Below are 26,294 nucleotides of genomic sequence, written 5' to 3'. Positions count from 1 at the left end.
CATTTATGGCGACCATTAACCCGTGTGCGCATTAATGCGCACCCTACAGCCTCATATCGAATTCCGCCCTGCCTGTGTATTTTCCTCACACCCCATTTACAACAACCTCACATCTTGAAACATCCGCCACAAAAGATAATAATTCTCAATCTAATATCGATAGCTATTCCCATTTAAATATCAGGAACCTCTCATGACCTCGCTGTTTACCCTTAACCGTGGCCGCGTTCTGTGCACGCTTGCGCTGGCTTTACCCGCTGCAAGCTTCGCCGAAGAGTCGCTTGTCGTCACGGCGCAACCGCAAGAGAGCGCCACCTCGCCGACGCAGGGCTATCTCGCCACGCGCAGCAGCGGCGCCAGCAAAAGCGATCAACCGCTGATTACCACGCCGCAGTCAATCTCGGTAGTGACACGTCAGCAGATGGAAGATCAGGGCGCGCAGGATCTCAACCAGGCGCTGGGTTACACGCCAGGGGTGTTCACCAACTTCGGCGGGGCCGCCACGCGTTACGACACCATCGCGCTGCGTGGTTTCCACGGCGGCGATGTCGACAACACCTTCCTCGATGGCCTGCGCGTGATGAGTGACGGCGGCAGCTTCAACATCCTGCAGGTGGACAACTGGTTCCTTGATCGCATTGATGTGATCAAAGGTCCCTCCTCCGCGCTTTACGGCCAAACGGTGCCGGGCGGATTAGTGAACATGGTGAGCAAGCGTCCGCAGTTTGCCGAAGAGGGCCACTTCCGCCTGTCGAGCGGCACCAACGCCACCAACAGCGCTGCCTTTGATTACTCCAACGCCATCAACGATCAGTGGGCATTTCGCTTAACCGGCATCACGCGCAACAGTGATACGCAGTACGATCACACCCGCGAAGAGAAATATGCGATTTCGCCACAGCTGATGTGGCAGCCAAGTGAAGATACCAACTTAGTGCTGCGCGCCTACCTGCAGAAAGATCCCTCAGGCGGCTATCACGGTTCGGTACCGGCGGAAGGCACGCTTTACAGCCATAACGGCCGCAAGTTGAGCGATAGTTTCTACGAAGGCGACAGTTCGCTCGATCAGTTCAAACGTCGCGAGCAGATTTACAGCTATGACTTCTCACATCGCTTCAACGAAGTCTGGTCGGTGTACTCCACCGGCAGTTACAGCCACTCGAATACCGATCTCGATCAGGTTTATCAGATTGGCTGGAACGCAACGAATCCTGACCTGCTGAACCGCTACTACTCCGGCGAGCGTTCATCACTGAGCGCATGGGCGAATGACAACCGCTTGCAGGCCGATTTTGCTACCGGCGCGGTGCAGCATCGCGTGACGCTGGGCGCGGAATACCATCGCTATAAAAATGACATCACCAAAGCCAGCGGTGCCGCCAGCGCGCTGAATGCGTGGAGCGGCGAAGAAGTGGGCATCATGCCGGACTTCGACTGGACATCGCAGACGCGCCGCTACTATCAAACCGGTTTATATCTGCAGGATGAGTTGCAGCTTGATCGCTGGCATCTGGATTTGTCGGGACGTTATGACCGCATTGTGTCGGAAAACGGCACCAGCCGTCGTCAGGACGATCACATCAGCGGCCGCGCCGCGCTGCTGTATGCCTTCGAGAACGGCATCTCGCCTTACGTCAGTTGGAGCCAGGCGATAACGCCAGCCTCGTTAACCGATCCGCAGGGCAATCAGCTGAAACCGACCACCTCAGAGCAATATGAAGCGGGCGTAAAATATCAGCCGGTGGGCACGCGCGATATGTACTCAATCGCGGTGTACGATTTGACCCAGGACGATGTCGCCAACCGTAACGTGCTGGACGGCACTTACACGCCGTCGGGCAAAGTGCATTCGCAGGGCATCGAGTTGGAAGCGCGTAATCAGCTGACGCAACGTTTCAGCACCATCGCCGGCTACACGCTGAATCATCTGCGCTTCAAAGATTCGGTGGACGGTAACGATGGCCATACGCCATATGTCACGCCGAATAGCATGGCATCGTTGTGGGGACATTATCAGTTTGACTACGGCTTGAGCGCTGGCGCCGGTGTGCGCTATATCGGCAAACAGTGGGCGGATAACGAGAACACCACGCGTCTGCCATCGGTAACGCTGTTTGATGCGTCGGTTCGCGCCGATCTTGGCGCATGGAACTCACAGCTGAAAGGCGCCTGGCTGCAGGTGAATGCCAACAACCTGACCGATAAAAAGTATCTGGCCGCCTGTTATGGCACCGGTTACTGCTATCGCGGTGCCGAGCGTACGGTCATGGCTACGGTGGGCTACGACTTTTAATCAGGCATAAAAAAATCCGCCATCCTTTTACGGGATGGCGGATTTCATCAAATCGCTATGCTGTTAACTTCGTACTTTACGGTAAATCCACAGCACCACAATGGCACCGATCACGGCCACCACGAAGCTACCGAAGTTGAAACCGTCAACTTTACCGAAACCAAACAGGGTACTGATCCAGCCACCGACAACCGCACCTACCACACCCAGAACCACGGTGATGATAAAGCCGCCGCCATCTTTACCCGGCATAATCCACTTCGCGATAATCCCGGCAATCAGACCAAAAATAATCCATGAAAGAATACCCATGTACTGCTCCTTACGTTATTAATCAATGTGTTCACCGCCTCTAGTATAGACGGGATTTTATGATCTGCCTCGCAACTTGCCGCAGTAAATAATCGTTAGCTAACTAAAGGTTAGCGCAGCCATGCCGATAACTGACGAACAGCATTGTCAGTCGTGAAAATAACAATCGGATAAGTGGAGCAGGACGTGGGAGAAGCCGATAAAGAACAATACCTCAAGCGAGGCACGTTAGCGGTTTTGGGCGTGATGAAGGATCTGTTGCGTTCTCAAACCCCGTTGATGGTGAATTTTTCGCGCGGTCAGTTTATCAGCCGCATGCTGTCAGCCGATGAAGATCAGGTGATCTTTGACCTTGGCAGCAATGCGCTGGATAACGATTTAGCGCTACAAAGTGGTGAAGTGAATATCTTTGCCGAAACGCACGGTGCCAAAGTCGAATGTAGCTTAATCGGTTTACAGCGCATCGAATTTGAAGGCTTGCCCGCTTTTGCTGCATCGCTACCCGAACTGGTGTGGCAGATTCAACGCCGTGAGTTCTTCCGCGTCAATGCGCCGCTGGAGCCGGTTTTTTATTGCCACAGCCAGTGGCCGGATGGCAGCACTGCGCGCTTCCGCCTGCAGGACCTGTCATTGGGTGGCGTGGGCGTGCTGCTGGACGAAGCGCTGCCAGAAGGCCTTAATCGCGGCGATACCTTTAAAAAGCTGCGCGTGGATTTGGCTGAATACGGTCACTTCGAGGTGACAGCACAGCTGCTGCACATTGGTGAACGCACCGTGGTGACCAGCAAGAATGAAACCCGCGCCACTCCGCGCCTCAGCTTCCGCTTTACCGCCATCGAGCCGATTCAGGAACGCCAGCTGCAGCAGGTGATTTTTGCGCTGGAACGTCTGGCGCGCGATAAGGCCAACCGTTTCCAGTAAGTCCATCATTCGTAGGGTCGCCATTCGTGGCGACCACTCCCCCAGATTTGCACAAAACCGCACCCATCAATGCGGCTGATAACGGCAACGCGCCACCGCATCCAGCCAGCCGTGATAATTCTCCTGCATGCTTTTCGCCTGATCTTCACGCGGCGTAATCACGCTGCCGCCCTGTAACGCCTGCATCTCACTGCCCTGCTGCCACCAGCCTAAGCTGCGGCCCGCTAATAGCGCGGCGCCCAGCGCTGAAACTTCTGCCGTCGGTACGCGTTTCAGTGGCCGCTGTAGCACATCGGCCTGCATCTGCATCAACCAGCTGTTTTCCGTGGCACTGCCATCCACGCACAGCGCAGGAAGTTGCACACCGCTGGCCTGCTCCATGGCGAAAAACACGTCGGCGATCTGGAAAGTGATCGATTCCAGCGCCACGCGCGCCAGCACTTCCGGCGTTGCCGCATCGGTCAAACCACACACCATGCCGCGCGCTTTTAAATCCCACCAGGGCGCGCCGAGGCCAGAGAGCGCCGGTACAAAATAGATGCCCTGATTGTGTTCGCTGCGCTGCGCCAGCGCGGTGAGTTCTCGTGGATCCTTGATGCCCAGCATGCGGCCCAGCCACGCCGCGCCGGAACCGGTGTGGGTAATGTTGCCTTCAAAGGCATAGCGCAACGTGCCGTCGTGCCACGCCACCGTGGTGCTAAGGCCATTTTCCGTCAGTAGCGGCGTTGCCATCGACATCATCAGTGACGAACCGGTGCCGTACGTGGCTTTGACCACCTCTTCGCTGCCACTGCGCTGCGCTTGCAGCGCGGCGTGCGAATCGCCGATGCGCGACAAAATCGGTGTGCCGGGCGCTAAACCGGGCATATCGTTACGTGTCACCACACCTTGCGCACTAGCCGAGGGCACAATCTGCGGCAGCGCCGCGCGGGGAATATGGAACAGCGCCAGCAGTTCATCATCCCAGTCGCCGCTGTGCAGGTTGTAAAGCTGGGTGCGCGCCGCATTGGCATGATCGGTAACAAAGCTTTCACCGCCGCTCAGTTGCCAGCTCAGCCAGCTGTCCACGGTGCCGATACAGAGTTCACCGGCTTGCGCGCGAGAAAATCCGTTCGGTAGCGCGGCCAGCATGCCGGTGAGCTTACCGGCTGGAAACATCGGATCAACCGCCAATCCGGTAAGCCCGGTGATGCGCGGCGCTTTACCCGCCACACGCAAATCGCGGCAAAACGCCTCCGAGCGGCGATCCTGCCAGCTAACCAGCGGCGTCAGCGGCTGACCGTTATGGCGCTGCCAGATCAGCACCGATTCGCGCTGGTTGCTGATCGCCACGGCCGCAACTTGCGCACCCGCACACTGCGCCAGACAATCGCTCACCGCTTGTTTCACCGCCTGCCAAATCGCCAGTGGATCCTGCTCCGCCAGGCCTGGCTGCGGATGTTCCAGCGTCAGCGGCTGGCTGCCGCGCGCCACCACGTTTCCGGCACGATCGACCGCAATCGCTTTTGCGTTGGTGGTGCCTTCATCAATTGCCAGTATCACCGAACCTGCCATCTTTACGCTCCTGCACAGATGCGCGCTGCACTCTTCATTACGCTGGCGGCATCAATGCTATGTCGGGCACGGGTTGAGGCGCGATCGCCCGCAATCGCGTATTCGCCATCGGGGATACCCAAACGCAGCAGCGGGATGCCACAGCCGCCTTCCGCCAGCACTTCTGCCACCAGGCTGCCGACGCCGCCGTTGACGTTGTGTTCTTCCACGGTAATGACCGCTGGATAGTGATTTAACAGCTCGCGCAGCTGTTGGGTATCACAAGGTCGAATCGATGGAATGCTGATCACACCTGCTGTAATGCCTTGCTCATGCAGTTGCTCGGCGGCGTGAACCACCTCGTGAACTGTCGAGCCCATCGCCACCAGCACAATGTCATGACCTTCACGTAAAACGTCGATTTGGCCGGGACGGAATTGATAGTTCTCATCGTGCAGCTGCGGCAGATCTTTACCATCCAGACGGATATACACCGGTCCAACATGCGCCAGCGCATACTCAATAATCTGACGACACTCCAGCGGGCAGGATGGCGCATAAATTTCGATGTTGCCGAAGCCGCGCATCACCGCAATGTCGTCGATGCTGTGATGGGTGCTGGCGAGTGGACCGTAGCTGGCACCGGCATTCAGGCCAAACAGTTTGACGTTAGTGTTGTTGTAGCAGACGTCGACTTTAACCTGCTCATTGGCGCGGGAAACCAGGAACGGCGCAGCGTTACAGGTTACGGCCACTTTACCGCCAATCGCCAGGCCGGCGGCGGTGCCCACCAGCGTTTGTTCGGCGATACCGACGTTAATCAGCCGGTCGGGAAAGGCTTTGATAAAGGGCGCAATTTTGGCGGTTGAGGTGGAATCGGCCACCACCGGCACTAAATCGACGCCGCGATTAACCGCATCAATAAATGCCTCGACCATTACCGTCGCCAGGTGTTTTGCATTACTCATCTTTCAACTCCTCCAGTGCCAACTCAATCTCTTCCCCTTTCGGCACGCGGTGATGCCACTCCGGTTTGCCCTGAATAAAGGAGATGCCGAAGCCTTTTTCGGTGTGCGCCACAATCACCTGTGGCTTGCCGCTGTTACGCGGCAGGTTTTCGATGGCTTCCACCACCGCCGCCATGTCATTGCCGTTGCACTCGCTCACCGCCAGACCAAAGGCGCGCCATTTATCCGGCAACGGATCGGTGTTCATGATGTCGCGCGTGTGGCCCGCCAGCTGCAGCTTGTTCTTATCGTTGATGATCACCAGGTTATCGAGACCGTAATGCGCCGCCACCAGCGCGGCTTCCCAGTTGCTGCCTTCTGCCAGCTCACCGTCGCCGGTAACGACAAAAATACGTCGGTCGCTGTTATCTTTCTTCGCCGCCAGCGCAATGCCGACCGCCACCGGTAAACCGTGGCCCAGCGCACCGGTATTCAGCTCAACGCCTGGCGTTTTTTGGCGCACCGGATGGCCCGGCAGATGTGAATCCGAATGCTGATAGGTCGGTAGCCATTCGGTCGGGAAGTAACCGGCTTCTGCCAGCACGCAGTAATAACCGCCCACCGCATGGCCTTTCGACTGGATATAGATGTCGCGTTGCGGATCGTTGGTGCGATCCGGCGCGCAGTTAAGAATGCGGAAATAGAGTGCGGTGAGGATCTCAACCTGTGAGAGATCGGCACCGGTATGCCCGCCCGCCGGGCTGCCCGCATTGAGCTGAATGATGCGGCGACGCACGGCGCGCGCTTTGGCTGCCAGATCCGCTACCGAATATTTGAAAGGATTCATAGACACCTCTGAATTTTAAAGCATGGATGAATATTTATTCTTGATGGAGAAAAAAAGGTGCAGACAATCAGCGCCTGCACCCAACCGATTAACCTTTTGCCGGGCTACCGCCCTCCTCAATCAGCGCTTTCTGCGCCACCACCGCCGCTTTCTGCTGCATGCGGCTCTGCATTTGGTCGATGATCACCGCCACGATAATCACGATGCCTTTGATCACCATTTGCCAGAACTCGCTCACGCCCATCATGATCAAACCGTCGGCGAGAAAGCCGATCACGAAGGCACCAATCAGCGTGCCGAGAATGGTGCCGCGTCCGCCGGCCAGCGAAGTGCCGCCCAGCACCACTGCGGCAATCGCGTTCATTTCAAAGGAGGTTCCGTTCGCCGGATGACTAGCCACCAGCTGAGACGAGACCACGATGCCGGCAATCGCCGCGCAGAAACCGGAGATGGCATACACCCAGATTTTCACCGACTTCACTTTCACGCCCGAAAGTTCAGCGGCGCGTTCGTTATCGCCAATCGCGTAGACCTGACGACCGAACGGCAGACGGCGTGCGACATAGGCAATCACCAGCGCCAGCAGTACCATCATCCAGATGGCCCACGGCAAACCGAGAAAATAGCCCGCGCCTATCTTGTCGAATCCGGTATTGCCGAGCATTTCATTGCCCTGCAAACCGGGGAAGGTTTCGCCGCCCGACGTGAGCATTGCCGTGCCGCGCAGGATGTACATGGTACCGAGCGTGCAGATGAACGGTGCCACGTTATAGCGCGTGATGATCCAGCCGTTTGCCGCGCCAATCAGGCCGCCAATCAGCAACACAATCGGTACGATCAGCCACACGCTGGGGAAGATGGCGATACCAAACATCGGCAGCACAATGCCTTTGGTGATCAGCCAACCGGCGATCATGCCGCACAGGCCGAGCGTGGCACCGATGGAGAGATCGATGCCCGCCGTGATGATGACAAATGTGATGCCGAGCGCGAGGAAGGCGTTAATGGCGATGTGTTTTACCATGATCACCATACTGCCCACCGCGAGGAAATCGGGCACCGTAATAGCAAAGAAGCCAACAATCAGAAACAGCGCAATAAAGGTGCGCAGTTTGAGCAGCAGCAATATCAGGCTTTCGCGTGAGTTGAACGCTTTAGCTGGCGATGCGAGCGCGAGCGCGCCGTTGTTTTTCATATCAGAACCCTTGTGCGCTTGCTTTAACCAGCGCCGCCTCTTCCGCTTCAGCGCGCGGCAGGTCAGCAGTCAATTTGCCGCCGGACATCACAATGATGCGATCGGCAACGGCCATGATCTCTTTCAAATCAGAGGTGGAAAACACCACCGCAATGCCCTGCTCCGACAGCTTCACCATCATGCGGAACACTTCGCCTTTGGCGCCGACATCGATGCCACGGCTCGGTTCATCCAGCAGCAGCAAGCGCGGATTGGTCAGCAGCGAACGACCAATCACCACCTTTTGCTGATTGCCGCCGCTCAGCGCGCTGATGGCAACATCCGGCGAGGAGATTTTGATCGCCAGATTGCCGACGGTGCTGGTCACCACTTCGCGTTCCGCCTGCTCTGAAATCACCGTGCGATGCGACAGACGTCGCCACAGGCTGGCAATGGTGAGATTGCTCGCCACCGATGAGATGGGAAAAATGCCCGAGCGTTTGCGATCTTCCGGCACCAGACTCATGCCCATGCGAATGCGTTCAGCGGTCGGCAGACGCGTCGGCAACGGTTTGCTGTCGAGCCACAGCTTGCCGAGATAGTTACGCTGCGTGCCGAGCAAACACTCAAACAGCTCGGTGCGCCCCGCGCCCATCAACCCGTAAATGCCGACGATTTCACCGGAACGCACCTGGAAGCTGACATCATCCACCAGCGTGTTGCCGTTCGGACTGACGCAGGTGATGTGTTCGGCTTCCAGCACCGGCGCACCGAACTGGCGATCCGGCGGCAGAAAGGTGCCCACCGGTTCGCTGCCCAGCATTTCGCGTACGATCCACGGCACGTCGATATCGCTGACCTGCGCTTCGGCCTGAAAACGCCCGTCGCGCAGAATGGTGATCACATCGCCAATCGCCATCAGTTCTTCGAGCCGATGCGAGATATAGATGATAGAAACGCCCTGACGCGTCAGTTCGCGGATCACCCGAAACAGGATCTCCACTTCGGTTTTGCTCAGCGCCGAGGTCGGTTCATCGAGGATCAGAATGTCGGCGTCCTCCGCCAGCGCTTTGGCGATCTCCACCAGCTGCTGCTGGCCAACCTTCAGGCTGCCCACCTTCTCATCCGGTGAAATCGGCTGATCGAGGCGCTGCATCAAGGCGGCGGTGCGGCGTTTCTGCTCGGCTTCATTGATGGGCCGAATGCCACTCTGAATTTCGCGGCCGAGGAAAATGTTCTCCGCCACGCTGAGATTCTCAAACAGATTGAGTTCCTGATGCACCATACCAATGCCGTGGCGCGCAGCGTCTCGCGTGCTGTGAAACGCCACTTTGTTGCCATTGAGGAACATCTCACCGCTGGTCGGCTGCTGCACGCCGGCAAGAATCTTCATCAGTGTCGATTTCCCCGCGCCGTTCTCGCCGATGATGACGTTGACTTTGCCGCGCCACACGCGGTAATCCACACGATCCAGCGCTAAGGTGCCGGGGAACAGCATCGACATCTGATTGGCTTGCAGAATGATCTCATCGCTCATTTTGGATTCCCCTGCTGCAGCTGCACCGCCACCACATCTTCCACTGTGCCCGCGCCCATGCTGACGGCAAGCAGCGCTTGCGCCGGTTTGCCCACCCAGCTGGCATCCACCGCTGGCAGCTGTTTCACCGCATGGCGATTCAGTGCTTTGGTGAGTTGCGCGTATTGCACCTGATTGGTGAACTCTTCAAAGCGGAAACCGGCCGCATCGCGTATGGCGTTGCCGCGCAGCACCGGACCAATCGACACTTTCACCGGTTTGCCGTTGATGGTCATGGTGAGGCTGCGTTCCCGATCGTTGCTGTTATCAAATGCCGTCACCGTGCCCGCAGCGCGCACAAACACGCTTTCGCTGCCGCCGGCTTTGACGGTATGGCTTTTGGTTTCCATATCTGCCCAGCTCAGCGCCTGCTTCTCAGCCGGTTGCTGCACGCGGCTGGCCCAGCTTGATTCCGCAATCTGCTGCGGCGTTTGATCGCTGTAGCCCGGTTTGGCGTTGGGATCTTTCGGCATGATGGGTTTGCCGTCGGCATCCAGATCCACCACGGTGCAGGCGGCTAACATCAGCGTCAGCAGCGCCACCAGCATGCCGCTCAGCGCTTTCCCCTTCATGCCGACCTCCATGTTATTGCGCCAGCTTGAAGGTTTTCAGCTTCGAGGCGTTGCTGTCGTCAATCAGCACGCAATCCATCAGCTGCTTCTCCTCTTTCTGCGCTTTGCCGTTCTTCAGGTAGTAATCCACCTGCTCAACGGCCATCTGCGCCTGATCCCAGCCCGGCTGCAGCACGGTGGCTTTGATGTTGCCTTTATTAAGGATGGAGTCGCGGGTGTAATCGCTGCCGTCGAAGCCGACCACAATCACATTGGTTTTGCCCGCCGCTTTCAGCGCGGCTTCCGCACCAAGCGCCATGGTGTCGTTACCGGAGATCACGCCAACGATATTCGGGTTCTTCTGCAGGATGGTTTCCATGCGGCTGAAGGCTTCGGTCTGGCTCCAGTTGGCACTCTGCTGCGCCACCATTTTTAGATCGGGATAATCATCCAGCACGTCGTGATAGCCCTGCGAACGCACGCCCGCATTGGTATCCGACTCTTTACCCAGCAGCTCGACGTAATCCCCTTTACCGTTCAGCAGCTTGGCGAACTTCTCGGCACCGAGCTGTGCGCCTTGGTAGTTGTTGGAGACAATTTGCGCCACGGCAATGCCGGTTTTGTTGATTTCGCGGTCAATCAGGAAGGTAGGAATGCCGGCATCTTTGGCTTTTTGCACCGGGCCAACCGTGGCATCCGCACCGGCGTTATCGAGGATGATGGCTTTGGCTTTGCGCGCGATGGCGGTTTCGATTAGCTGGTTTTGCTTATTCACGTCATCATCGTGTGAGGCTACCAGCGTGGTGTACCCGAGCGCTTTGGCTTTTTCCTGCGCGCCATCGGCTTCCGCCTTAAAGAACGGGTTGTCATGCGATGGCGTAATGATGGCCAGCAACCCCTTATCCGCCGCCAGCGACGCCGCCGAGATCATCATGATTGAAGCAAGTAGAGAGACTTTGAGGACAGAGGCTTTCATTTGTTATCTCCGATTGAATATATATTCAATTGCGATTTTATATGCATAATGACTATGCGCTGGCTTTCTGAGCACGTCCATTGCCCGATCCTCAAAAAGCGAAAACGATCACAAAATGTTCTGCGTTGTTATTTATGACAGGCTGATTAACAATACCAGGCAGGTTAAGAGAGAGAAAAAACCATGGCAAAACAGGATGAACAGCGGCTGATGGTGAAAATCGCCACGCTTTATTATGTGGAAGGCAGGAAGCAGTCCGACATTGCGCAGCTGCTGAAGCTGTCGCAATCCTTTGTGTCGCGCATCCTCAATCGCAGCGTGAAAGAAGGTGTGGTGAAGATCAGCGTAGTGCCGCCGGCCAATGTGTTCCCTGAGCTGGAAAAAGCCATTGAGCAGCTGTACCAACTGCCGCAGGTGATTGTGGTGGATGTGCCGGACCAGGCGTCGGCGTTGCAGATTAAACAGGCGATTGGTTCCGCCGCCGCGCACTATCTGGAAACACGAGTACGCGCCGATGAGCTGATTGGCATTTCATCCTGGAGCGGCACGATTCGCGCGATGGTGGATGCGCTGCATCCGCTGAGCGCGCCATGCAAAGGGGTGATTCAGCTGCTGGGCGGCGTGGGCGCCAACGGCAACGTGCAGGCCACGATTTTGACGCAGAATCTGGCGGCGCTGCTGGATTGCCCGGCGTGGCTGCTGCCGTCGCAGTCGATTGAGCATTCAGTGCAGGATCGCCAGCGTTTGTCGGTGAATCCCGATGTCGCGGTGGTACTGGAAAAGTTTGATCAGGTGGATCTGGCGATTGTCGGCATTGGCGATCTCGAGCCTTCCGCCCTGCTGCGCAACTCCGGCAACTATTACGACGGTGAGATGCTGCAAACGCTGGCCGAGCGCGGCGCAGTGGGCGATATCTGCCTGCACTATTTCGATGCTGATGGTCAGCCGGTGCTGAGCGCAGAGGAAGATCCGGTAATTGGCATGGAGCTGGCGCAGGTAAAACGCTGCCCGCAGGTGGTGGCGTTAGCGGGTGGCAAAGAGAAAGCGCAGGCGATTCGCGGGGCGTTGCGCGGCGGTTATGTGCAGGTGTTGATTGTGGATTATCCGACGGCGAGATTATTGGTAGAGGGTTAGTTTGGTGGGGTATTGGCAGGGTCGCCATGATGGTGCGGTTATTGGCAAGGTCGCCATGAATGGCGACCCTACGTCATCAACCGATGGTGCGGTAGGCGGTGGTGACTTTCCACAAATAACGCGGGGCCTGCGCCGCCGGATGCTTGTTCTGTACGTGCTGGTAAAACTCGTCCGGCGTCATGGCGTTGATCATCGCAATCGCACGATCGCGGTCACGCGAGAAGGTACGCAGCAAGGCACCGGCACCGTTGGCGTAGGAAACAATGGTGGCGTAACGCAGCGTCAACGGATCGCGAATCCCGGCTAATGCGGAGTCCTGCAAAATTTTCAGGTAGGCGGCGCCGATATCGATGTTCTTCGCCGGATCGCGCAGCTCGGAAGAGGATGGCTGACCATGGCGGCCCTGGGTGCGATATACTTCGCGGCCTGCCGTCGAAGCCTTAATTTGCATCAGACCGACCGCATTGGAACGGCTCACCACGGTGGGATTGCCTCCGGATTCGACACTAATAATGGCGCTGATTAACTTCTCATCAACGCCATAATGACTGGCGGCATCTTCGGTAAACATTGACCATGCATCATTCACTTTCGACGGCGGTGCCTGGGTCAAAGGCGTATTCTTCTCGGGCAGTGCCGGTTTTTCCGGCTCGCTTGAACAGCCAGCAAGCAGCAGTGCAGAAAGCATAAGTAGGCGAATTTTCACTGATTTTTGGTTCCGCAATAGGGTTGGCGCAAGCTATCATACCTGGCGCAGCGCGATGCAAAATTACCGTTTATCCTAAATCGGTTAAAAACCTTATGCTACCGTGACTTCGATAACGCATTTCGTCATCATCGGCAGGCCACTCTACAGCAGGATGGAAGTTATGGTTACTCCCCGCACGCTACGTCTTATCGCCCCTTCCGGCTATTGCCACAATCAGGATGCCGCCCAACGCGCAGTGCATCGTTTACAGGCCGCAGGCCATCATCTTGAGAATCTTTCTGCCATCACCCGCCGCTTTCAACGCTTTGCTGGTGAGGATGCACAGCGGCTGAATGATATCAATGCGCTGGCTACACTGGAGGCGCTGCCTGATATCGTGCTGGCGGTGCGTGGCGGTTATGGCGCTTCACGCTTGTTGGATAAGATCGATTACGTGGGTCTGCAACGTCGATTGCTCAATCAACCGTTAGCGCTGTGCGGCCACAGCGATTTCACCGCGCTGCAGCTGGCAATGCTGGCGCAAATCGGCCTGATTACCTTCAGCGGCCCGATGCTGGCCGGTAACTTCGGTGCAGAGGCATTATCTGATTTTACCGAGTCGCACTTTTGGCAAACGCTAACATCACCTACAGTCAATCTAAGCTGGCCGAGCACAAGCCCGGATCATGGCCGCTGGCAAGGCACCTTATGGGGCGGCAATTTAGCGATGATCTGCTCACTGATTGGTACGCCGTGGATGCCACAAATCGAAGGTGGCATTCTGGTAATTGAAGATGTGAACGAACATCCGTTCCGCATCGAGCGCATGCTGATTCAGCTGCAGCAGAGTGGCATTTTATCGCGCCAGCAAGCGATTATTACCGGCAGCTTCACCAGCACTTCGCTGTCGGCGTATGATAACGGTTTTGATTTTGCCACCGTGTGGCAGCGCATCCGTGACGAGTTTCAGATTCCGGTGATCACCGATCTGGCTTTTGGACACGATGCCGATACCGTGACGCTGCCGCTGGGTGCCAGCGCCACGTTGCAGATTGAGAAGGGAGAAGCACAGTTCGCCTTCACCGGCCACCCGACATTGCGCTAACGTGTTGCCGCAGGAGACCGACAATGAAGCCACTGTATGACGATTTGTGGATCTCCACGCCAGAATTCCCCGCTGAAGAGACGGCAAGTGATCTAATGATGCATGGCTTTATGCTGTGCCACCCCCGCGGCAATTTATTGATTGGTCGCGTGGAGCATCCGCTCGATCATGAATTCCTCAACGATGCCGGCGGCGTGATTCGCCACTATTTGACCCACTGGCATGAAGCCGCGCCGGGCGCGATCGCCATTCAGCAGCGCTTTAATAGCGCGCTCTATTGCCACAGTCGTTCGCTGGGGCCGGTAAGTTTAGTGATTGAACCTGACGAAACCTTTACCCAGCAAGAGACGCACTTCGGCGATTTTCACCTGTTGCCGACGCCCGGACATACGCCTGGCAGCAGCAGCTACCTCTATCACTCGCCGCTCGGCCAGACTTATCTGTTTGTCGGCGATACGTTGACCCGCGACTATAACCGCTGGATCAGCGTGCTGATGCCAGACAGCAATCCCACCGAACTGCAGCAGTCGCTGGAGCTTTATCGCTCATTGCGTCCCGATGTGGTGTTGATGAGCACCACGCGCGGACATCTGTCGTGGGCCAAGGTGAATTTGCAGAGCTGGCTGGCAGCCATCGATGAGGCGGAACAGTCACCGCTGGATTTGCGCCAGCGGCAACTGATCAAACCAGGATATTAACTCACGAGTTTGGGCGCGCGCTGTCGTCGTAGCGTTCAAGCGACAGAATCTGTGCATCGCGCTTATCGGTACGGCTGCAGGGCAACAGCTTGTTGCTGTTGGCGTAGACGAAGAATGTTTCATCGTTCTTTTTATTCACGATTAACTGATCGCCATTACGAAAACGGGTGATGGCAACTTTGTCACCGCCTTTCAGGCTGGTGCGCTGCTGCCCGGCAGCGATCTGGAAGTGACGCGTTGGCCACATTAAGGTACTCAAACCATACTCGGCACGCGATACCGTCATGGTGGGACGGCCGGGACAGGTAATTTGGTATTCGGTTTCGCTCCAGGCGGGGGCAATCTGACAAGCCAGCACGCCAACAGCCATGACTATCGCCTTCATTAGGTTCTCCGCTGAGGTTAAATGATGATTACGTGGAGAGATGGGCTTTGCTACTGCATTCCATGAACGTTATCTAACAGCAGCAAAGCCTGGTACATCAAACGTGGCGAGATTTCGCAGGAGCAAGTACTACTCAGCGGCCACTTGCGCCGCGACCAACATCAATGCCAGCCCGGCCTCTTCGGCTTCAAAACGCTGCATCACTTCCTGAATGGCCGCTACGCAGTTCATGACCTGCTTCTTTTTGTCGGCTTCTAATTTGTCGATCGCGTGCTGAAGAATCATTAAACTCGCTTCTTCTTCTTTCATTAATTTACCCTTGCTTTGCTTACCTGGTGCGCAACGCTGGCAAGAATACCGTTTCTCTGCTAGTAAAGTCACCCCTTTACATTCCTTCCGCTTAACGATTATACAAATGACAAATGGGAAGCAGCGTCAGACCTGCTATGATCCACTTATCAGTACGCATTGGCGTGCCATTGCAAACCAGGGAATGAAGCAGGTGCTCATGTGGCGAATCACGGTTGTACTCACCCTTTTAGTTTTAGCTGGCTGCAGTTCCGCACCGAAAGGTGTCGACTGTCCAGGCGAAGTGTCGACGATTTATGGACAATCGATGGGCAATACGCAGGCGCGCATCTTTGATTTGGTGAGCGCCTTCGCCGTCTCGCGCGATGGGGTAAAAGTGCAAAGCGGTACGCTGCACTCCACCGATCGCTTTCAGTACGTGCCTTCGGCCATCACCGCTGAAGGCTTCTACGCGCAGCGGTTGTCGGATAAACAGTTCCGCCTGATCAATCCCTATCAGAACACCATGATCACCTGGACGTGCCCATAAGCCGTGCGTCGCAGTGCGAGATGGTTTATTGTCTGACCATCTCACGCTGCGGACCTGCCTGATGGAAAAGAGTCTGGATAACAACGGTTATATCGATTTCCCCTTCCCGGCCAGTACTAATGCGGATGGCTCGGTGAATCCTTGTGGATTCGACCTGACGCTGGAGACCGATCGTATTGATGAGATCACCGCCGGTAAACATTCCGAAAATATGCGGCGTCTGCTGGAAGAGGTCAATCTGCAGGAGGGCTTGTTTATGACGCTGGCCTGCGACTGGCAGCAGCGTGACGACGGCGTGTGCGGGTTTGTTGATGTGGCGTTCCGCCCGACAGTGACAGGTTTCGACGCTGAAGAGACGCAAGGTCTGGATCAGGCATTTGAGATCTATTTGAGCCGACAAGAGAAGCAGCACAATATGCAGAGCGGCACACTGATCAATTACGCGCGTGCCGTACTCGATTGGGGTTGGTCACCGCTGCAGCAGCGCCACATGCGCTATGAAAAAGTGACTTTGCGCTATTACTGCCAGCAAGCTGAAGATGCCGAATGGTGTTTTGATCATCTACGTCACTTCCTTGTGAGCTGGTATCCGGCTTATCGCGGAAAGCCCTAAGTTCAGACTATTGCGTTCCCGCCTTTCTGCTGCGCGCAGAATTTTTGCTCACTGCAAACTGCTGTTACAACCTTTACCGCTGCGTCATTTGCTGCATACAGTTTCTCTGACTACGCTTTACAGGACATTCACCACGATCAGGGAGTCATTATGAGCGACAAAGCGGAAGCAAAATTGAATGAAGCGGCGGGTGCCGTCCAGGAAAAATTTGGTCAATTCACCGGTTCACGCCGTCATGAAGCCAAAGGCGCGGCGCGTCGTTATCCGGCTCAGGCCAGCTATGCGGTTCAGGATGCAGCGGATTGTGTGGTGAAATCGGTACGCGATAATCCCGCGACCGGCCTGGCAGTTGCAGCCAGCATTGGTGTGATTGTCGGTTTTCTGCTCGGACGTAAGTAATCCGTTAAAACGGGGCCTCAAGGCCCCGATTTTAATGGTGCTGACCCACTTCATATAATCCTTCTTTGATATGTTCATCCGGCGTTTCAGCCACATCTGCGGTGCTGTTTTCCATCTTCAAATGACGATCGTGCTGCAGGGTTAACGTTATTAAGCTTGAAGGCTGTGCGCAAGCGACCACAGACAGCAGCAGAAAAAACCACGCAGCGACAACTTTCTTTCCCATCGTTCTTTTTCCAGCTAGCTGAGATATGTCGGCTCAGATTGCCCGAGTAAATGAAAATGAGCGTCAATGTGCCGCAAAGCTCTGTCGTCAGTTGTATACAACTACACTTGCGCGCGCCGTGCTTTGTATCGTGCAACCATGGTCATCAGCGCCTGGTAAATTAATCCCGCATACAAGCTCATCACGATCACCATACCGATCTCTTTGCCCTGCGCCTGCCACGAAACAAACCACATAAAGATGCCCCACAACAGGGAAAACAGTAGCCAGCCTTTAACGAACTTGATTACACCTTTCATACCACCTCCTCAATCGTAAGCGCTGAAGATAGCGGTTTAGTCTTTAATGCACACCGCCGTCAGCACGTTAATGTTAACTGATTCAAACTTCTGCGAAAGGGAATGTAAACCAGCGATGGTGTAGACTATTGCGCACGCGTGGCATATCGCCATTGGTGCATTTATGTTTGAATTCCCGCCAACACTGTCCGACATGTGGTTGAAATGAATTATTTAAGCAAGATTCAAGGTTTTATTGAGAGCAACACGGTGCTGTCGGCCGCTTTTAGTCTGGTATTACTGATGTTTGCCGGCATGATCGCCCACCTGATCTGTAAATTCTTTATTGTAAAGGTGGTGAGGAAGGTGTTCTTCAGCACGCACAAGAATCAGGTGCCGCTGGATAAAGACGTCAGGCTGTCGGAGAAGCTCTCTAACTTTATCCCTGTGATCACGGTTTATTATCTGCTGCAATTTATGCCAGATTTACCAGAACATCTGTTGATCGCGATAAAGACCATCTGCGGTATTCTGTTCTTCGTCTATTTATCGCTGTTTTTTACCGAAGTGCTGGAGATCGTTAATAACTCCTATTCGAAAAAAGCCAAACGCAAGAATCACTCGATCAAAGGTTATATTCAGGTCGGCAAGATTCTGGTGCACATTATTTCGGCGATCATGATTCTGGCGATTATGTCGAATAAATCGCCAGTGATTATTATCTCGAGTTTGGGAGCGGTAGCCGCGGTGTTGATGTTGGTGTTCCAGCACACGCTGATGTCGCTGGTGGCCAATATTCAGGTGTCATCGAACGATGTGTTGCAACTCGGCGACTGGATTGAGATGCCGGATAACGGTATCAGCGGCGAAGTGATCGATATCGCGCTGCATACCATCACCATTCGCAACTGGGACAATACGCTTTCGCGCATCCCAACCAAAAATTTCCTCACTGAAACCTACACCAACTGGCAGGCGATGTTCTCCTCCGGCGCGCGACGCATTATGCGCAGTTTCCATCTTGATCAAATGTCGATTCGCTTTCTCGATCACGATATGGTGCAGCAGATGAGCCAAATTCGCGGTGTCAGTGAGCAACTTTCGGCGCTGATGGATGGTCGCGACAGCAATGCAGTGGGCGAACGCTGGTTTGCCGAAAACGGCATCACCAATCTGACGGTGTTTCGTAAGTACCTGACGGCGTGGCTGTCACAGCGCGACGATATCAAGAAAGATATGTATATCGTGGTGCGCGCCATGAAGCCCTCGCCAGAGGGCTTGCCGGTGGAAGTTTATTGCTTCACCTCGTCAGTGCTGTGGGTGGATTACGAGGATTCTCAATCAGCCATTTTTGAGTATATCTACGCGATTGTCGGTCACTTCTCGCTGCGGATGTATCAGCAGCCGGGCGGCAGCGATTTTTGGCGGCTCTCGCAGGAACGGGCTCAGCTGGTAAAACCCAGTGAGCAGCAAGTCGATTAATACAATAAAAAAACGGGAGCCAGCGGTTCCCGTTTCTTTAATATTCGTAAACCAATGGCTTTCGCTAATGACATGTTGGTGAGAACGATGATTTTACAACTTTATTTGTTGTGAGCCTCCATGTAAAATTCCCCACTATTTTTAAAATAATGATGTCCTCATGGCTAACATTTCACTATGTTGAAATTATTCTCACGGTTTTTATCAGTTGGCATCATTAACACCTTGATCCATTGGATGGTGTTTGCAGCCCTGTATTCTCTGAATACCCGCCAATGGCAGGCTAATCTGTTGGCTTTCATTGTCGCCGTAACATTTTCATTTTTTGCTAACGCACGCTGGACGTTTAAAGCCGAAGCGACAACTTTTCGCTATGTCATCTTTGTCGCTTTTATGGGCATGATGGCCGCAGGCATTGGCAGTTTCGCCGATAATACGCATATTAATCCGATTATTACGCTTATCTCATTTTCCATAATAAGTCTGATATTCGGCTTCATCTATTCAAACTTTATTGTTTTTAAGGTGAAAAAATGAAAATTTCTCTGGTGGTGCCTGTCTTCAACGAAGAAGATGCAATACCTATTTTTTACCGGACCGTTAAAGAAAAACTTTCTTCTTACAATCTTGAAATCATCTTTATTAATGATGGCAGTACTGATAGCACAGAGCAGATTATTAAATCGATTCAGAATAATGACGAATCTGTATTAGTCATCAATTTTATTCGTAACTTTGGTAAAGAAGCCGCGCTGCTCGCTGGACTTGAACATGCTAGTGGTGATGCAGTCATTCCGGTTGATGTTGATCTTCAGGATCCCATTGAAGTCATTCCTTTGCTGATAAATAAATGGCAAGAAGGCTGGCCGATTGTGTTGGCCAAGCGCAATGATAGGCGTAGCGATAGTCGTTTTAAGCGAAAAACCGCTGCATGGTTTTACAAGTTACACAATAAAATTAGCTCACCAAAATTAGAAGAAAATGTTGGCGACTTTCGTTTACTTTCTCGCGCAACTGTCGAAAACATTAAGCAATTGCAGGAACGCAATCTGTTTATGAAAGGTCTTCTAAGTTGGGTGGAAGGTGATTCTGCCATCGTTGAATATAGCCGCCCCGCGCGTATTGCCGGAGAGGCAAAATTTAATGGATGGCGACTTTGGAATCTGGCTCTTGAAGGGCTGACCAGCTTTTCAACATTTCCGCTCAGAGTGTGGACCTATATAGGTTTTTTTGTCGCGTTCTTGTCGTTCGTTTATGGCGCATGGATGATTATTGATAAAATAATATGGGGAAATCCTGTTGCCGGATATCCGTCACTATTGGTTTCAATACTCTTTTTAGGTGGAATTCAGTTGATAGGAATAGGTGTATTAGGTGAATATATTGGCAGGATATATATTGAAACCAAACATAGACCTCGATATATAAAAAAGGAATCAAATGACTAATATAGTCTGCAATAACTTTAAAATTTATGTTTTATTTGCCGTGGCCTTGCTCGCCAGTTATAGCCCTGTTTTTCTCTCGAGCTATGCTTTTTCGGATGATTGGTACTATCTGTTCAGCTCTCAGACTGATCCAGCCAGCATTTTTAAATGGGATGTTCTTTCAGGAAGGCCTGCCTACGGCGGTTTGCGCTATTTACTCTCATTCTTTATATCCAGCGTGGACTCGTTAATACTGTTAAGACTGCTATCCGTTTCTTCTCTTATCATACTATGCTGTTACTTTTACAAATTTATCTCTGATAGCAACATCCTCAAAAATACTTTGCAGAGAGTGATATTCTCATTAACGATCTGTTTGCTGCCCTCTTTCCAGGTATTCAACTCGTGGTCAGTGTGTTTTCCTTTTGTCTCCTCGATTATTCTTGCTGGATTGAGTTACTCAGCGCTAACAACATTGCGCGGCGTTTCAGGGGTTATGTTATCAGCATTACTGATCACCTTCTCCTTCGCTATTTACCAGCCCACTGCAATGTGTTTCCTTTTTTTTGCATTTTTGGATACTTGCCTAACTTCCAAAAAAATCGAGAAAAAGAAACTCATTCGTACTTTCGCAATGATTTTCTTTGGTATGTTGATGGCATTAGTATTAGCTAAAGCCATTCCGCTCCTGTTATTCAGCGAGACACTTTCAAGAAGTAACATCACCATTGATCTTATAGGAAAGATTAAATGGTTCTTTGTAGAACCATTAAAAAATGCCATCTGTAATTTTGACACCGGCAGAAAAGCACTCTCGATCATCATATCGCTAGGTTTTATCTTGATCGGATTGAAAAACATTAGTGAGAATGGCAAAGAAAAAGTATTTTTATCTTTCCTCTTTGCTATTGCAGCAATGACACCAAACTTGCTGGTGACAGAGAGTTGGGCGGCCTACCGTACTATCAGTGCGCTCTCGCTAATTACCACTTCTTGTTTCCTTATCGGACTATTCTTTGTTATCGATAAAATAAAATACTCAGTATTCATTTATCTTTTGCTTCCTGTTGCTGCAGGATGGCTTGCAGCCAGCAACATTAAAGAGGGGTTTTCTTCGCCTCAGCAAAAAGAGTATGCACTTTTACAGGCCGAAATCACTAAAGTGGTGCCAAAAGATTTCGATGGCACTCTTTACTACCGATTGAATAGTGAGAATTTGCCAAAAATTGCAAAATCATCGAAATATGATGAGTTTGGTTCTTTATCTTTAGGCATGCCGTGGACGTTTGCGGGTATGGCATACACCGTAAAGAAAGAAGCAGGTATGAATTTCACTCTTACGGAATCGCCAGTGATCACCGGAAACGACAACTGCGCAGGCAAGTGCATTATTATTGATGCTCAATCCGTACTGGCAATGAAATAAATTCTTAGCTGTAATAGTCGCTAATTTTAGAGCAAAAAAACGGGAGCCATTGGCTCCCGTTATGCTTTCTGCCGGAGTGGCAAATTACATGTTGTTGATGATCGCGTCACCAAACTCTGAACATTTCAGCAGTTTAGCGCCGTCCATCAGACGTTCGAAATCGTAGGTCACGGTTTTGTTAGCGATAGCGCCTTCAACACCTTTAACGATCAGGTCAGCCGCTTCGAACCACTCCAGGTGACGCAGCATCATTTCTGCTGACAGGATTACTGAACCAGGGTTCACTTTATCCTGACCTGCATATTTAGGTGCTGTACCGTGCGTTGCTTCGAACAGGGCACATTCGTCACCGATGTTTGCGCCTGGTGCGATACCGATACCGCCAACCTGTGCCGCCAGGGCATCAGAGATGTAGTCACCGTTCAGGTTCATACAGGCGATCACGTCGTATTCAGCTGGACGCAACAGGATCTGCTGCAGGAAGGCATCCGCGATCACGTCTTTAACGATGATCTCTTTACCGGTGTTCGGGTTCTTGAACTTCATCCACGGGCCGCCATCGATCAGCTCGCCGCCGAACTCTTCTTTCACCAACTGGTAGCCCCAGTCTTTGAAAGAACCTTCGGTGAACTTCATGATGTTGCCTTTGTGAACCAGGGTCAGAGAATCACGATCGTTGGTGATGGTGTATTCCACTGCTGCGCGTACCAGACGTTTGGTACCCTCTTCCGAGCATGGCTTAACGCCGATACCGCACTGCTCAGGGAAGCGAATTTTCTTCACGCCCATCTCTTCGCGCAGGAACTTGATCACTTTATCCGCTTCTGGCGTGCCCGCTTTCCACTCGATACCGGCATAGATATCTTCTGAGTTTTCACGGAAGATCACCATGTCGGTTTCTTCAGGGCGTTTAACCGGGCTTGGGGTGCCTTTGTAGTAGCGAACCGGACGCAGACACACGTACAGATCCAGCTCCTGACGCAGTGCAACGTTCAGAGAACGAATACCGCCGCCAACTGGCGTAGTCAGTGGGCCTTTGATGGCAACGCGATATTCTTTGATTAAATCGAGGGTTTCCTGCGGCAGCCAGACGTCCTGGCCGTAAAGTTCTACTGATTTTTCACCAGTATAAATTTCCATCCAGGAAATTTTACGCTCGCCGTTGTAGGCTTTCTTCACAGCGGCATCAACCACTTTCAACATTACCGGGGAAACATCAACACCGATACCGTCACCTTCAATGTAAGGAATAATCGGGTTATTCGGAACTGTAAGTTTTCCCTGAGCCAGGGTGATTTTTTGACCTTCCGCCGGAACAACTACTTTGCTTTCCATCAACCTCTCCTTCGAGCGATTTTTTGTTAATGATTTGTAAGATGCGGGTCAATACTACTTGATTATTTCCGCTACGCCAATCACCGTAGTTTCGCGCTATAATGCGCCGAATGTTTCTGACTGCAAAGCCCATGCGAAAAACTTCTCAACGAATTCACCAGGATAAGCGTGCGAACGCCCCAGCACGTAAGCCCGTGCGCCGTGATACCCGTCCGAAAGGCCCAAGACGCGTCATACTCTTTAACAAACCCTTCGATGTTTTGCCGCAATTCAGTGATGAAGCCGGACGCCGAACGCTGAAAGATTTTGTGCCGGTAGGCGATGTTTATGCTGCGGGCCGCCTCGATCGTGACAGCGAAGGATTGATGGTTTTGACCAACGATGGCGCGCTGCAAGCCGCGCTGACACAGCCTGACAAGCGCACCGGAAAGGTCTATTTCGTGCAGGTGGAAGGTGCGCCGCAGGAATCGGATTTATCCCTGTTACGCAACGGCGTGACGCTCAACGATGGCCCAACGTTGCCGGCAGGCATTGAGTTAGTGGACGAGCCAGAGTGGCTATGGCCGCGCCAGCCGCCGATTCGCGAGCGTAAGGCGATTCCCACCAGCTGGCTGAAAATCACCCTGTTTGAGGGCCGAAATCGCCAGGTACGGCGCATGACGGCCCACATCGGTTTTCCAACGTTGCGCCTGATTCGCTTTGCGATGGGCGAACATCAGCTAGGCGATTTGCCGCCGGGTGAATGGCGCGATATCAGCGCAGCCATTTAATAACTTTTAGTTAACAATTTCGGAGGAAGGATGTTTAAACCTCATGTAACGGTCGCCTGCATTGTGCAGGCACAGGGACATTTGCTGGTGGTGGAAGAGCGCGTCCACGGTCGTATTACCTGGAATCAGCCCGCCGGGCATCTTGAGGCCAATGAAACCCTGCTCGAAGCCGCGCAGCGTGAATTGTTTGAAGAGACCGGCATCGACGCCCATCCCGAATATTTCCTCGGCGTGCAACAGTGGATTGCCCCGGACGATACACCTTTTGTGCGTTTCCTGTTTGGCCTCGATCTGGCCGAAAAAGTTGAAACCTCGCCGCACGATCGCGACATCGATTGCTGCTGGTGGCTGCCGCCAGAGCAGATTCTGACGGCAAATCGCCTGCGTTCACCGCTAGTGGCAGAGAGCGTGCGGCTGTGGCAACAAGGCGAACGTTTTCCGCTGCATCTGGTCGCGCCGTTCCAGTGGCCGTTTCATGAGGGTGCGCGCCCCGCTTCTGCATGATAGAATGCGCCGCCTGTTTTTATCGTAATTTAAGAGTGCGTCATGTCTGACAACAGCCAGAAAAAAGTGATCGTCGGAATGTCCGGCGGCGTCGATTCTTCCGTTTCCGCCTGGTTACTGCAGCAGCAGGGCTACCAGGTTGAAGGCCTGTTCATGAAGAACTGGGAGGAAGACGATGGCGAGGAGTATTGCACCGCCGCCGATGATCTGGCTGACGCACAAGCCGTGTGTGACAAACTCGGCATCAGACTGCACAAAATCAACTTCGCCGCTGAGTACTGGGATAACGTGTTCGAGCACTTTCTGGAAGAGTACAAAGCGGGCCGCACGCCGAATCCCGACATCCTGTGCAACAAAGAGATCAAGTTCAAAGCCTTCCTTGAGTTCGCGGCGGACGATCTCGGCGCAGATTTCATCGCCACCGGCCACTACGTGCGCCGCCAGGATGTGGACGGTCAAAGCCGCCTGCTGCGCGGCCTCGACGGCAACAAAGATCAAAGCTATTTCCTCTACACGCTCAGCCACCAGCAGATTGCGCAAAGCCTGTTCCCGGTTGGCGAACTGGATAAGCCGGAAGTGCGCCGCATCGCTGAGCAGTTGGATCTGATCACCGCCAAGAAGAAAGATTCCACCGGTATCTGCTTTATCGGCGAGCGCAAGTTCCGTGACTTCCTTGGCCGCTATCTGCCTGCCCAGCCGGGTGAAATCGAAACCGTTGACGGCGAAATCGTCGGTGAACATCAGGGCTTGATGTACCACACGCTCGGCCAGCGTAAAGGCCTCGGTATTGGCGGTCGTAAAGAGAGCAACGACGATCCCTGGTATGTGGTCGACAAAGATGTGGCGCGCAATCGCTTGATCGTGGCGCAAGGCGGCGAGCATCCGCGCCTGATGTCTGTAGGTTTGATTGCCCAACAGCTGCACTGGGTCGATCGCCAGCCGATTACCGCCCCGCTGCGCTGCACGGTGAAAACCCGCTATCGCCAGACCGACATTCCGTGTGAAATCATTCCGCACGGCGACGACCGTATTGAAGTCCGTTTTGACGAGCCGGTTGCGGCCGTCACGCCAGGTCAATCTGCCGTGTTTTATCTCGGTGAAGTGTGCCTCGGCGGCGGCATTATCGAACAACGCCTGCCTCTGGCAGAAGCCTAAGGTCGGCGCTGCCCGACGCGATGACAGGAGTTAAGCGTGGCTAAGAACTATTATGAGATTACACTGGCGCTGGCGGGCGTATGTCAAGCCGCCCATGTGGTGCAACAGCTCGCGCAGCAGGGACATTGCAATACTGCGGCACTGAACGTGTCGCTGCGCAGCCTGATCGATCTCAATCCCGGTTCAACGCTGGCGGTGTTTGGCAACGACGAAGCCAATTTGAAGGTTGGATTAGAGACTTTAATGGCGGTGCTGAACAGCAGCAATCGTCAGGGCGCCAGCGCAGAACTGACGCGCTACACCTTAAGCATGATGGTGCTGGAGCGTAAGCTGCACGGCAATAAAACGGCGATGAACACGCTGGCACAGCGCATCGGCCAGCTTGACCGTCAACTGGCGCATTACGAGCTGGAATCGGACACCATCACCAGCGCGATGGCGGGCATTTATGTCGATGTGATTAGCCCACTGGGTCCGCGCATTCAGGTGACCGGTTCACCGCAGGTATTACAGAATTCACAAGTGCAGAGTAAAGTGCGCGCCGCCCTGCTGGCCGGCATTCGCTCTGCGGTGTTGTGGCAGCAGGTTGGCGGTGGCCGCCTGCAGCTGATGTTCTCGCGCCAGCGCTTGCTGAGCGAAGCAAAAACCATTTTATCCCGTCTGGGCCCGGCGTATTAAGCGCCGCCCCGGCATAATTGTTA

30 protein-coding genes are annotated in these 26,294 nt (G+C 53.7%); 16 read left to right on the top strand and 14 right to left on the bottom strand.

Translation table 11 applies throughout. The features are described from left to right. Positions 1 to 193 precede the first annotated feature (193 nt). Positions 194 to 2,293, top strand: coding sequence for a TonB-dependent siderophore receptor (locus tag AC6I8A_RS08185; RefSeq protein ID WP_265297053.1), 2,100 nt, complete (start codon positions 194 to 196; stop codon positions 2,291 to 2,293). A gap of 63 nt (positions 2,294 to 2,356) precedes the next feature. Here AC6I8A_RS08185 and AC6I8A_RS08180 read toward each other — a convergent pair whose 3' ends face one another. Next, positions 2,357 to 2,605 carry a GlsB/YeaQ/YmgE family stress response membrane protein gene (locus tag AC6I8A_RS08180; RefSeq protein ID WP_008102737.1) on the bottom strand — a complete coding sequence of 83 codons (249 nt, stop codon included), beginning with the start codon at positions 2,603 to 2,605 and terminating at the stop codon, positions 2,357 to 2,359. Between the two features lie 186 nt (positions 2,606 to 2,791). Between AC6I8A_RS08180 and AC6I8A_RS08175 the strand changes: the two genes are divergently transcribed. Continuing rightward, positions 2,792 to 3,526 carry a flagellar brake protein gene (locus AC6I8A_RS08175; RefSeq protein ID WP_256696238.1) on the top strand — a complete coding sequence of 245 codons (735 nt, stop codon included), beginning with the start codon at positions 2,792 to 2,794 and terminating at the stop codon, positions 3,524 to 3,526. 66 nt (positions 3,527 to 3,592) lie between these two features. Here the strand turns inward: AC6I8A_RS08175 and AC6I8A_RS08170 are convergent, their stop codons facing one another. The 7 genes from AC6I8A_RS08170 to AC6I8A_RS08140 all read right to left on the bottom strand — a co-directional run bounded on the left by AC6I8A_RS08170 (position 3,593) and on the right by AC6I8A_RS08140 (position 11,130). Next, positions 3,593 to 5,080, bottom strand: coding sequence for an FGGY family carbohydrate kinase (locus AC6I8A_RS08170; RefSeq protein WP_497818291.1), 1,488 nt, complete (start codon positions 5,078 to 5,080; stop codon positions 3,593 to 3,595). Positions 5,081 to 5,082: 2 nt separating this feature from the next. Next, positions 5,083 to 6,027 (bottom strand): transketolase family protein, encoded by a 945-nt coding sequence (locus AC6I8A_RS08165; protein ID WP_497818290.1) that lies wholly within the window; start codon positions 6,025 to 6,027, stop codon positions 5,083 to 5,085. Beyond that, positions 6,020 to 6,853, bottom strand: a complete 834-nt coding sequence (locus tag AC6I8A_RS08160; protein ID WP_256696236.1) for a transketolase — start codon at positions 6,851 to 6,853, stop codon at positions 6,020 to 6,022. Before AC6I8A_RS08160 ends, AC6I8A_RS08165 begins: the two co-directional genes overlap by 8 nt. Positions 6,854 to 6,941: 88 nt before the next feature. Continuing rightward, on the bottom strand, positions 6,942 to 8,048 hold the full coding sequence (locus tag AC6I8A_RS08155) for an ABC transporter permease (protein WP_008108196.1): 1,107 nt from the start codon (positions 8,046 to 8,048) through the stop codon (positions 6,942 to 6,944). 1 nt (position 8,049) lies between these two features. Beyond that, complete coding sequence (locus AC6I8A_RS08150; protein ID WP_110865954.1) at positions 8,050 to 9,564, bottom strand: sugar ABC transporter ATP-binding protein; 1,515 nt, start codon at positions 9,562 to 9,564, stop codon at positions 8,050 to 8,052. Further along, positions 9,561 to 10,175 (bottom strand): DUF2291 family protein, encoded by a 615-nt coding sequence (locus AC6I8A_RS08145; protein WP_256696233.1) that lies wholly within the window; start codon positions 10,173 to 10,175, stop codon positions 9,561 to 9,563. Before AC6I8A_RS08145 ends, AC6I8A_RS08150 begins: the two co-directional genes overlap by 4 nt. A gap of 13 nt (positions 10,176 to 10,188) precedes the next feature. Then, positions 10,189 to 11,130: a D-ribose ABC transporter substrate-binding protein gene (locus AC6I8A_RS08140; RefSeq protein ID WP_008108193.1), complete on the bottom strand. Its 942-nt coding sequence runs from the start codon at positions 11,128 to 11,130 to the stop codon at positions 10,189 to 10,191. 183 nt (positions 11,131 to 11,313) lie between these two features. On the opposite strand from AC6I8A_RS08140, the gene AC6I8A_RS08135 reads away from it, so the two are divergent. Beyond that, on the top strand, positions 11,314 to 12,264 hold the full coding sequence (locus AC6I8A_RS08135) for a sugar-binding transcriptional regulator (protein ID WP_061716794.1): 951 nt from the start codon (positions 11,314 to 11,316) through the stop codon (positions 12,262 to 12,264). A 76-nt stretch (positions 12,265 to 12,340) separates the two neighbouring features. Here the strand turns inward: AC6I8A_RS08135 and emtA are convergent, their stop codons facing one another. Next, positions 12,341 to 12,970 (bottom strand): membrane-bound lytic murein transglycosylase EmtA, encoded by a 630-nt coding sequence (gene emtA / locus AC6I8A_RS08130; protein ID WP_265297057.1) that lies wholly within the window; start codon positions 12,968 to 12,970, stop codon positions 12,341 to 12,343. 163 nt (positions 12,971 to 13,133) lie between these two features. Between emtA and ldcA the strand changes: the two genes are divergently transcribed. Both ldcA and AC6I8A_RS08120 read left to right on the top strand, forming a co-directional pair. Then, a complete protein-coding gene (ldcA, locus tag AC6I8A_RS08125; protein WP_256696231.1) occupies positions 13,134 to 14,057 on the top strand; it encodes a muramoyltetrapeptide carboxypeptidase in 924 nt (307 codons plus the stop codon). Positions 14,058 to 14,080: 23 nt separating this feature from the next. Further along, on the top strand, positions 14,081 to 14,755 hold the full coding sequence (locus AC6I8A_RS08120; protein ID WP_256696229.1) for an MBL fold metallo-hydrolase: 675 nt from the start codon (positions 14,081 to 14,083) through the stop codon (positions 14,753 to 14,755). Position 14,756: 1 nt separating this feature from the next. Here AC6I8A_RS08120 and AC6I8A_RS08115 read toward each other — a convergent pair whose 3' ends face one another. Both AC6I8A_RS08115 and AC6I8A_RS08110 read right to left on the bottom strand, forming a co-directional pair. Beyond that, positions 14,757 to 15,140 carry a hypothetical protein gene (locus AC6I8A_RS08115; RefSeq protein WP_479489832.1) on the bottom strand — a complete coding sequence of 128 codons (384 nt, stop codon included), beginning with the start codon at positions 15,138 to 15,140 and terminating at the stop codon, positions 14,757 to 14,759. A gap of 129 nt (positions 15,141 to 15,269) precedes the next feature. Continuing rightward, positions 15,270 to 15,449 carry a hypothetical protein gene (locus tag AC6I8A_RS08110; protein ID WP_008108187.1) on the bottom strand — a complete coding sequence of 60 codons (180 nt, stop codon included), beginning with the start codon at positions 15,447 to 15,449 and terminating at the stop codon, positions 15,270 to 15,272. A gap of 199 nt (positions 15,450 to 15,648) precedes the next feature. On the opposite strand from AC6I8A_RS08110, the gene AC6I8A_RS08105 reads away from it, so the two are divergent. The 3 genes from AC6I8A_RS08105 (at position 15,649) to AC6I8A_RS08095 (ending at position 16,990) form a co-directional block, all read left to right on the top strand. After that, positions 15,649 to 15,978 (top strand): hypothetical protein, encoded by a 330-nt coding sequence (locus AC6I8A_RS08105; protein ID WP_061717565.1) that lies wholly within the window; start codon positions 15,649 to 15,651, stop codon positions 15,976 to 15,978. Between the two features lie 61 nt (positions 15,979 to 16,039). Continuing rightward, entirely contained in the window at positions 16,040 to 16,591 is a 552-nt protein-coding gene (locus AC6I8A_RS08100) for a hypothetical protein (protein WP_256696226.1), read from the top strand. Between the two features lie 150 nt (positions 16,592 to 16,741). Continuing rightward, complete coding sequence (locus tag AC6I8A_RS08095) at positions 16,742 to 16,990, top strand: DUF883 family protein (RefSeq protein ID WP_101760797.1); 249 nt, start codon at positions 16,742 to 16,744, stop codon at positions 16,988 to 16,990. A gap of 31 nt (positions 16,991 to 17,021) precedes the next feature. Here AC6I8A_RS08095 and AC6I8A_RS08090 read toward each other — a convergent pair whose 3' ends face one another. Both AC6I8A_RS08090 and AC6I8A_RS08085 read right to left on the bottom strand, forming a co-directional pair. Then, positions 17,022 to 17,216 carry a hypothetical protein gene (locus tag AC6I8A_RS08090; protein WP_497818289.1) on the bottom strand — a complete coding sequence of 65 codons (195 nt, stop codon included), beginning with the start codon at positions 17,214 to 17,216 and terminating at the stop codon, positions 17,022 to 17,024. Between the two features lie 101 nt (positions 17,217 to 17,317). Continuing rightward, positions 17,318 to 17,515: a DUF6404 family protein gene (locus AC6I8A_RS08085; protein ID WP_256696224.1), complete on the bottom strand. Its 198-nt coding sequence runs from the start codon at positions 17,513 to 17,515 to the stop codon at positions 17,318 to 17,320. Between the two features lie 204 nt (positions 17,516 to 17,719). On the opposite strand from AC6I8A_RS08085, the gene AC6I8A_RS08080 reads away from it, so the two are divergent. The 4 genes from AC6I8A_RS08080 (at position 17,720) to AC6I8A_RS08065 (ending at position 21,829) form a co-directional block, all read left to right on the top strand. Further along, entirely contained in the window at positions 17,720 to 18,976 is a 1,257-nt protein-coding gene (locus tag AC6I8A_RS08080) for a mechanosensitive ion channel family protein (RefSeq protein ID WP_256696223.1), read from the top strand. A gap of 177 nt (positions 18,977 to 19,153) precedes the next feature. Next, entirely contained in the window at positions 19,154 to 19,513 is a 360-nt protein-coding gene (locus tag AC6I8A_RS08075; RefSeq protein WP_479486928.1) for a GtrA family protein, read from the top strand. Next, complete coding sequence (locus AC6I8A_RS08070; protein WP_497818288.1) at positions 19,510 to 20,424, top strand: glycosyltransferase family 2 protein; 915 nt, start codon at positions 19,510 to 19,512, stop codon at positions 20,422 to 20,424. Before AC6I8A_RS08075 ends, AC6I8A_RS08070 begins: the two co-directional genes overlap by 4 nt. Then, positions 20,417 to 21,829, top strand: a complete 1,413-nt coding sequence (locus AC6I8A_RS08065; protein WP_479486926.1) for a hypothetical protein — start codon at positions 20,417 to 20,419, stop codon at positions 21,827 to 21,829. The genes AC6I8A_RS08070 and AC6I8A_RS08065 overlap by 8 nt, the downstream gene beginning before the upstream one ends. Positions 21,830 to 21,913: 84 nt before the next feature. Here the strand turns inward: AC6I8A_RS08065 and icd are convergent, their stop codons facing one another. Further along, positions 21,914 to 23,164 (bottom strand): NADP-dependent isocitrate dehydrogenase, encoded by a 1,251-nt coding sequence (gene icd, locus AC6I8A_RS08060; RefSeq protein ID WP_008108175.1) that lies wholly within the window; start codon positions 23,162 to 23,164, stop codon positions 21,914 to 21,916. Between the two features lie 101 nt (positions 23,165 to 23,265). On the opposite strand from icd, the gene rluE reads away from it, so the two are divergent. The 4 genes from rluE to hflD are packed head-to-tail and all read left to right on the top strand — an operon-like array spanning position 23,266 to position 26,271. Next, a complete protein-coding gene (rluE, locus tag AC6I8A_RS08055; protein WP_497818287.1) occupies positions 23,266 to 23,934 on the top strand; it encodes a 23S rRNA pseudouridine(2457) synthase RluE in 669 nt (222 codons plus the stop codon). A gap of 30 nt (positions 23,935 to 23,964) precedes the next feature. Next, positions 23,965 to 24,438, top strand: a complete 474-nt coding sequence (locus AC6I8A_RS08050) for an NUDIX domain-containing protein (protein WP_256696220.1) — start codon at positions 23,965 to 23,967, stop codon at positions 24,436 to 24,438. Positions 24,439 to 24,480: 42 nt separating this feature from the next. Continuing rightward, positions 24,481 to 25,593 (top strand): tRNA 2-thiouridine(34) synthase MnmA, encoded by a 1,113-nt coding sequence (gene mnmA / locus AC6I8A_RS08045; protein ID WP_497818286.1) that lies wholly within the window; start codon positions 24,481 to 24,483, stop codon positions 25,591 to 25,593. Positions 25,594 to 25,629: 36 nt separating this feature from the next. Further along, on the top strand, positions 25,630 to 26,271 hold the full coding sequence (gene hflD, locus AC6I8A_RS08040; RefSeq protein ID WP_312183095.1) for a high frequency lysogenization protein HflD: 642 nt from the start codon (positions 25,630 to 25,632) through the stop codon (positions 26,269 to 26,271). The last annotated feature ends 23 nt before the right edge of the window (positions 26,272 to 26,294 follow it).

The organism is Pantoea sp. X-Soil-ISGK-275, assembly GCF_059730795.1.
This window is presented reverse-complemented; position numbering and strand designations above follow the sequence as displayed.

Coding starts and splice junctions, on each gene's coding strand:
- AC6I8A_RS08085 (WP_256696224.1), bottom strand. CDS start 17,515: ATGAAAGGTGTAATCAAGTTCGTTAAAGGCTGGCTACTGTTTTCCCTG.
- AC6I8A_RS08155 (WP_008108196.1), bottom strand. CDS start 8,048: ATGAAAAACAACGGCGCGCTCGCGCTCGCATCGCCAGCTAAAGCGTTC.
- AC6I8A_RS08110 (WP_008108187.1), bottom strand. CDS start 15,449: ATGAAAGAAGAAGAAGCGAGTTTAATGATTCTTCAGCACGCGATCGAC.
- AC6I8A_RS08075 (WP_479486928.1), top strand. CDS start 19,154: ATGTTGAAATTATTCTCACGGTTTTTATCAGTTGGCATCATTAACACC.
- mnmA (WP_497818286.1), top strand. CDS start 24,481: ATGTCTGACAACAGCCAGAAAAAAGTGATCGTCGGAATGTCCGGCGGC.
- AC6I8A_RS08150 (WP_110865954.1), bottom strand. CDS start 9,564: ATGAGCGATGAGATCATTCTGCAAGCCAATCAGATGTCGATGCTGTTC.
- AC6I8A_RS08135 (WP_061716794.1), top strand. CDS start 11,314: ATGGCAAAACAGGATGAACAGCGGCTGATGGTGAAAATCGCCACGCTT.
- AC6I8A_RS08145 (WP_256696233.1), bottom strand. CDS start 10,175: ATGAAGGGGAAAGCGCTGAGCGGCATGCTGGTGGCGCTGCTGACGCTG.
- AC6I8A_RS08180 (WP_008102737.1), bottom strand. CDS start 2,605: ATGGGTATTCTTTCATGGATTATTTTTGGTCTGATTGCCGGGATTATC.
- AC6I8A_RS08090 (WP_497818289.1), bottom strand. CDS start 17,216: ATGGGAAAGAAAGTTGTCGCTGCGTGGTTTTTTCTGCTGCTGTCTGTG.
- AC6I8A_RS08160 (WP_256696236.1), bottom strand. CDS start 6,853: ATGAATCCTTTCAAATATTCGGTAGCGGATCTGGCAGCCAAAGCGCGC.
- AC6I8A_RS08120 (WP_256696229.1), top strand. CDS start 14,081: ATGAAGCCACTGTATGACGATTTGTGGATCTCCACGCCAGAATTCCCC.
- rluE (WP_497818287.1), top strand. CDS start 23,266: ATGCGCCGAATGTTTCTGACTGCAAAGCCCATGCGAAAAACTTCTCAA.
- AC6I8A_RS08070 (WP_497818288.1), top strand. CDS start 19,510: ATGAAAATTTCTCTGGTGGTGCCTGTCTTCAACGAAGAAGATGCAATA.
- AC6I8A_RS08080 (WP_256696223.1), top strand. CDS start 17,720: ATGAATTATTTAAGCAAGATTCAAGGTTTTATTGAGAGCAACACGGTG.
- AC6I8A_RS08140 (WP_008108193.1), bottom strand. CDS start 11,130: ATGAAAGCCTCTGTCCTCAAAGTCTCTCTACTTGCTTCAATCATGATG.
- AC6I8A_RS08170 (WP_497818291.1), bottom strand. CDS start 5,080: ATGGCAGGTTCGGTGATACTGGCAATTGATGAAGGCACCACCAACGCA.
- AC6I8A_RS08105 (WP_061717565.1), top strand. CDS start 15,649: ATGTGGCGAATCACGGTTGTACTCACCCTTTTAGTTTTAGCTGGCTGC.
- icd (WP_008108175.1), bottom strand. CDS start 23,164: ATGGAAAGCAAAGTAGTTGTTCCGGCGGAAGGTCAAAAAATCACCCTG.
- AC6I8A_RS08100 (WP_256696226.1), top strand. CDS start 16,040: ATGGAAAAGAGTCTGGATAACAACGGTTATATCGATTTCCCCTTCCCG.
- AC6I8A_RS08115 (WP_479489832.1), bottom strand. CDS start 15,140: ATGAAGGCGATAGTCATGGCTGTTGGCGTGCTGGCTTGTCAGATTGCC.
- AC6I8A_RS08165 (WP_497818290.1), bottom strand. CDS start 6,027: ATGAGTAATGCAAAACACCTGGCGACGGTAATGGTCGAGGCATTTATT.
- AC6I8A_RS08095 (WP_101760797.1), top strand. CDS start 16,742: ATGAGCGACAAAGCGGAAGCAAAATTGAATGAAGCGGCGGGTGCCGTC.
- ldcA (WP_256696231.1), top strand. CDS start 13,134: ATGGTTACTCCCCGCACGCTACGTCTTATCGCCCCTTCCGGCTATTGC.
- AC6I8A_RS08065 (WP_479486926.1), top strand. CDS start 20,417: ATGACTAATATAGTCTGCAATAACTTTAAAATTTATGTTTTATTTGCC.
- AC6I8A_RS08185 (WP_265297053.1), top strand. CDS start 194: ATGACCTCGCTGTTTACCCTTAACCGTGGCCGCGTTCTGTGCACGCTT.
- AC6I8A_RS08050 (WP_256696220.1), top strand. CDS start 23,965: ATGTTTAAACCTCATGTAACGGTCGCCTGCATTGTGCAGGCACAGGGA.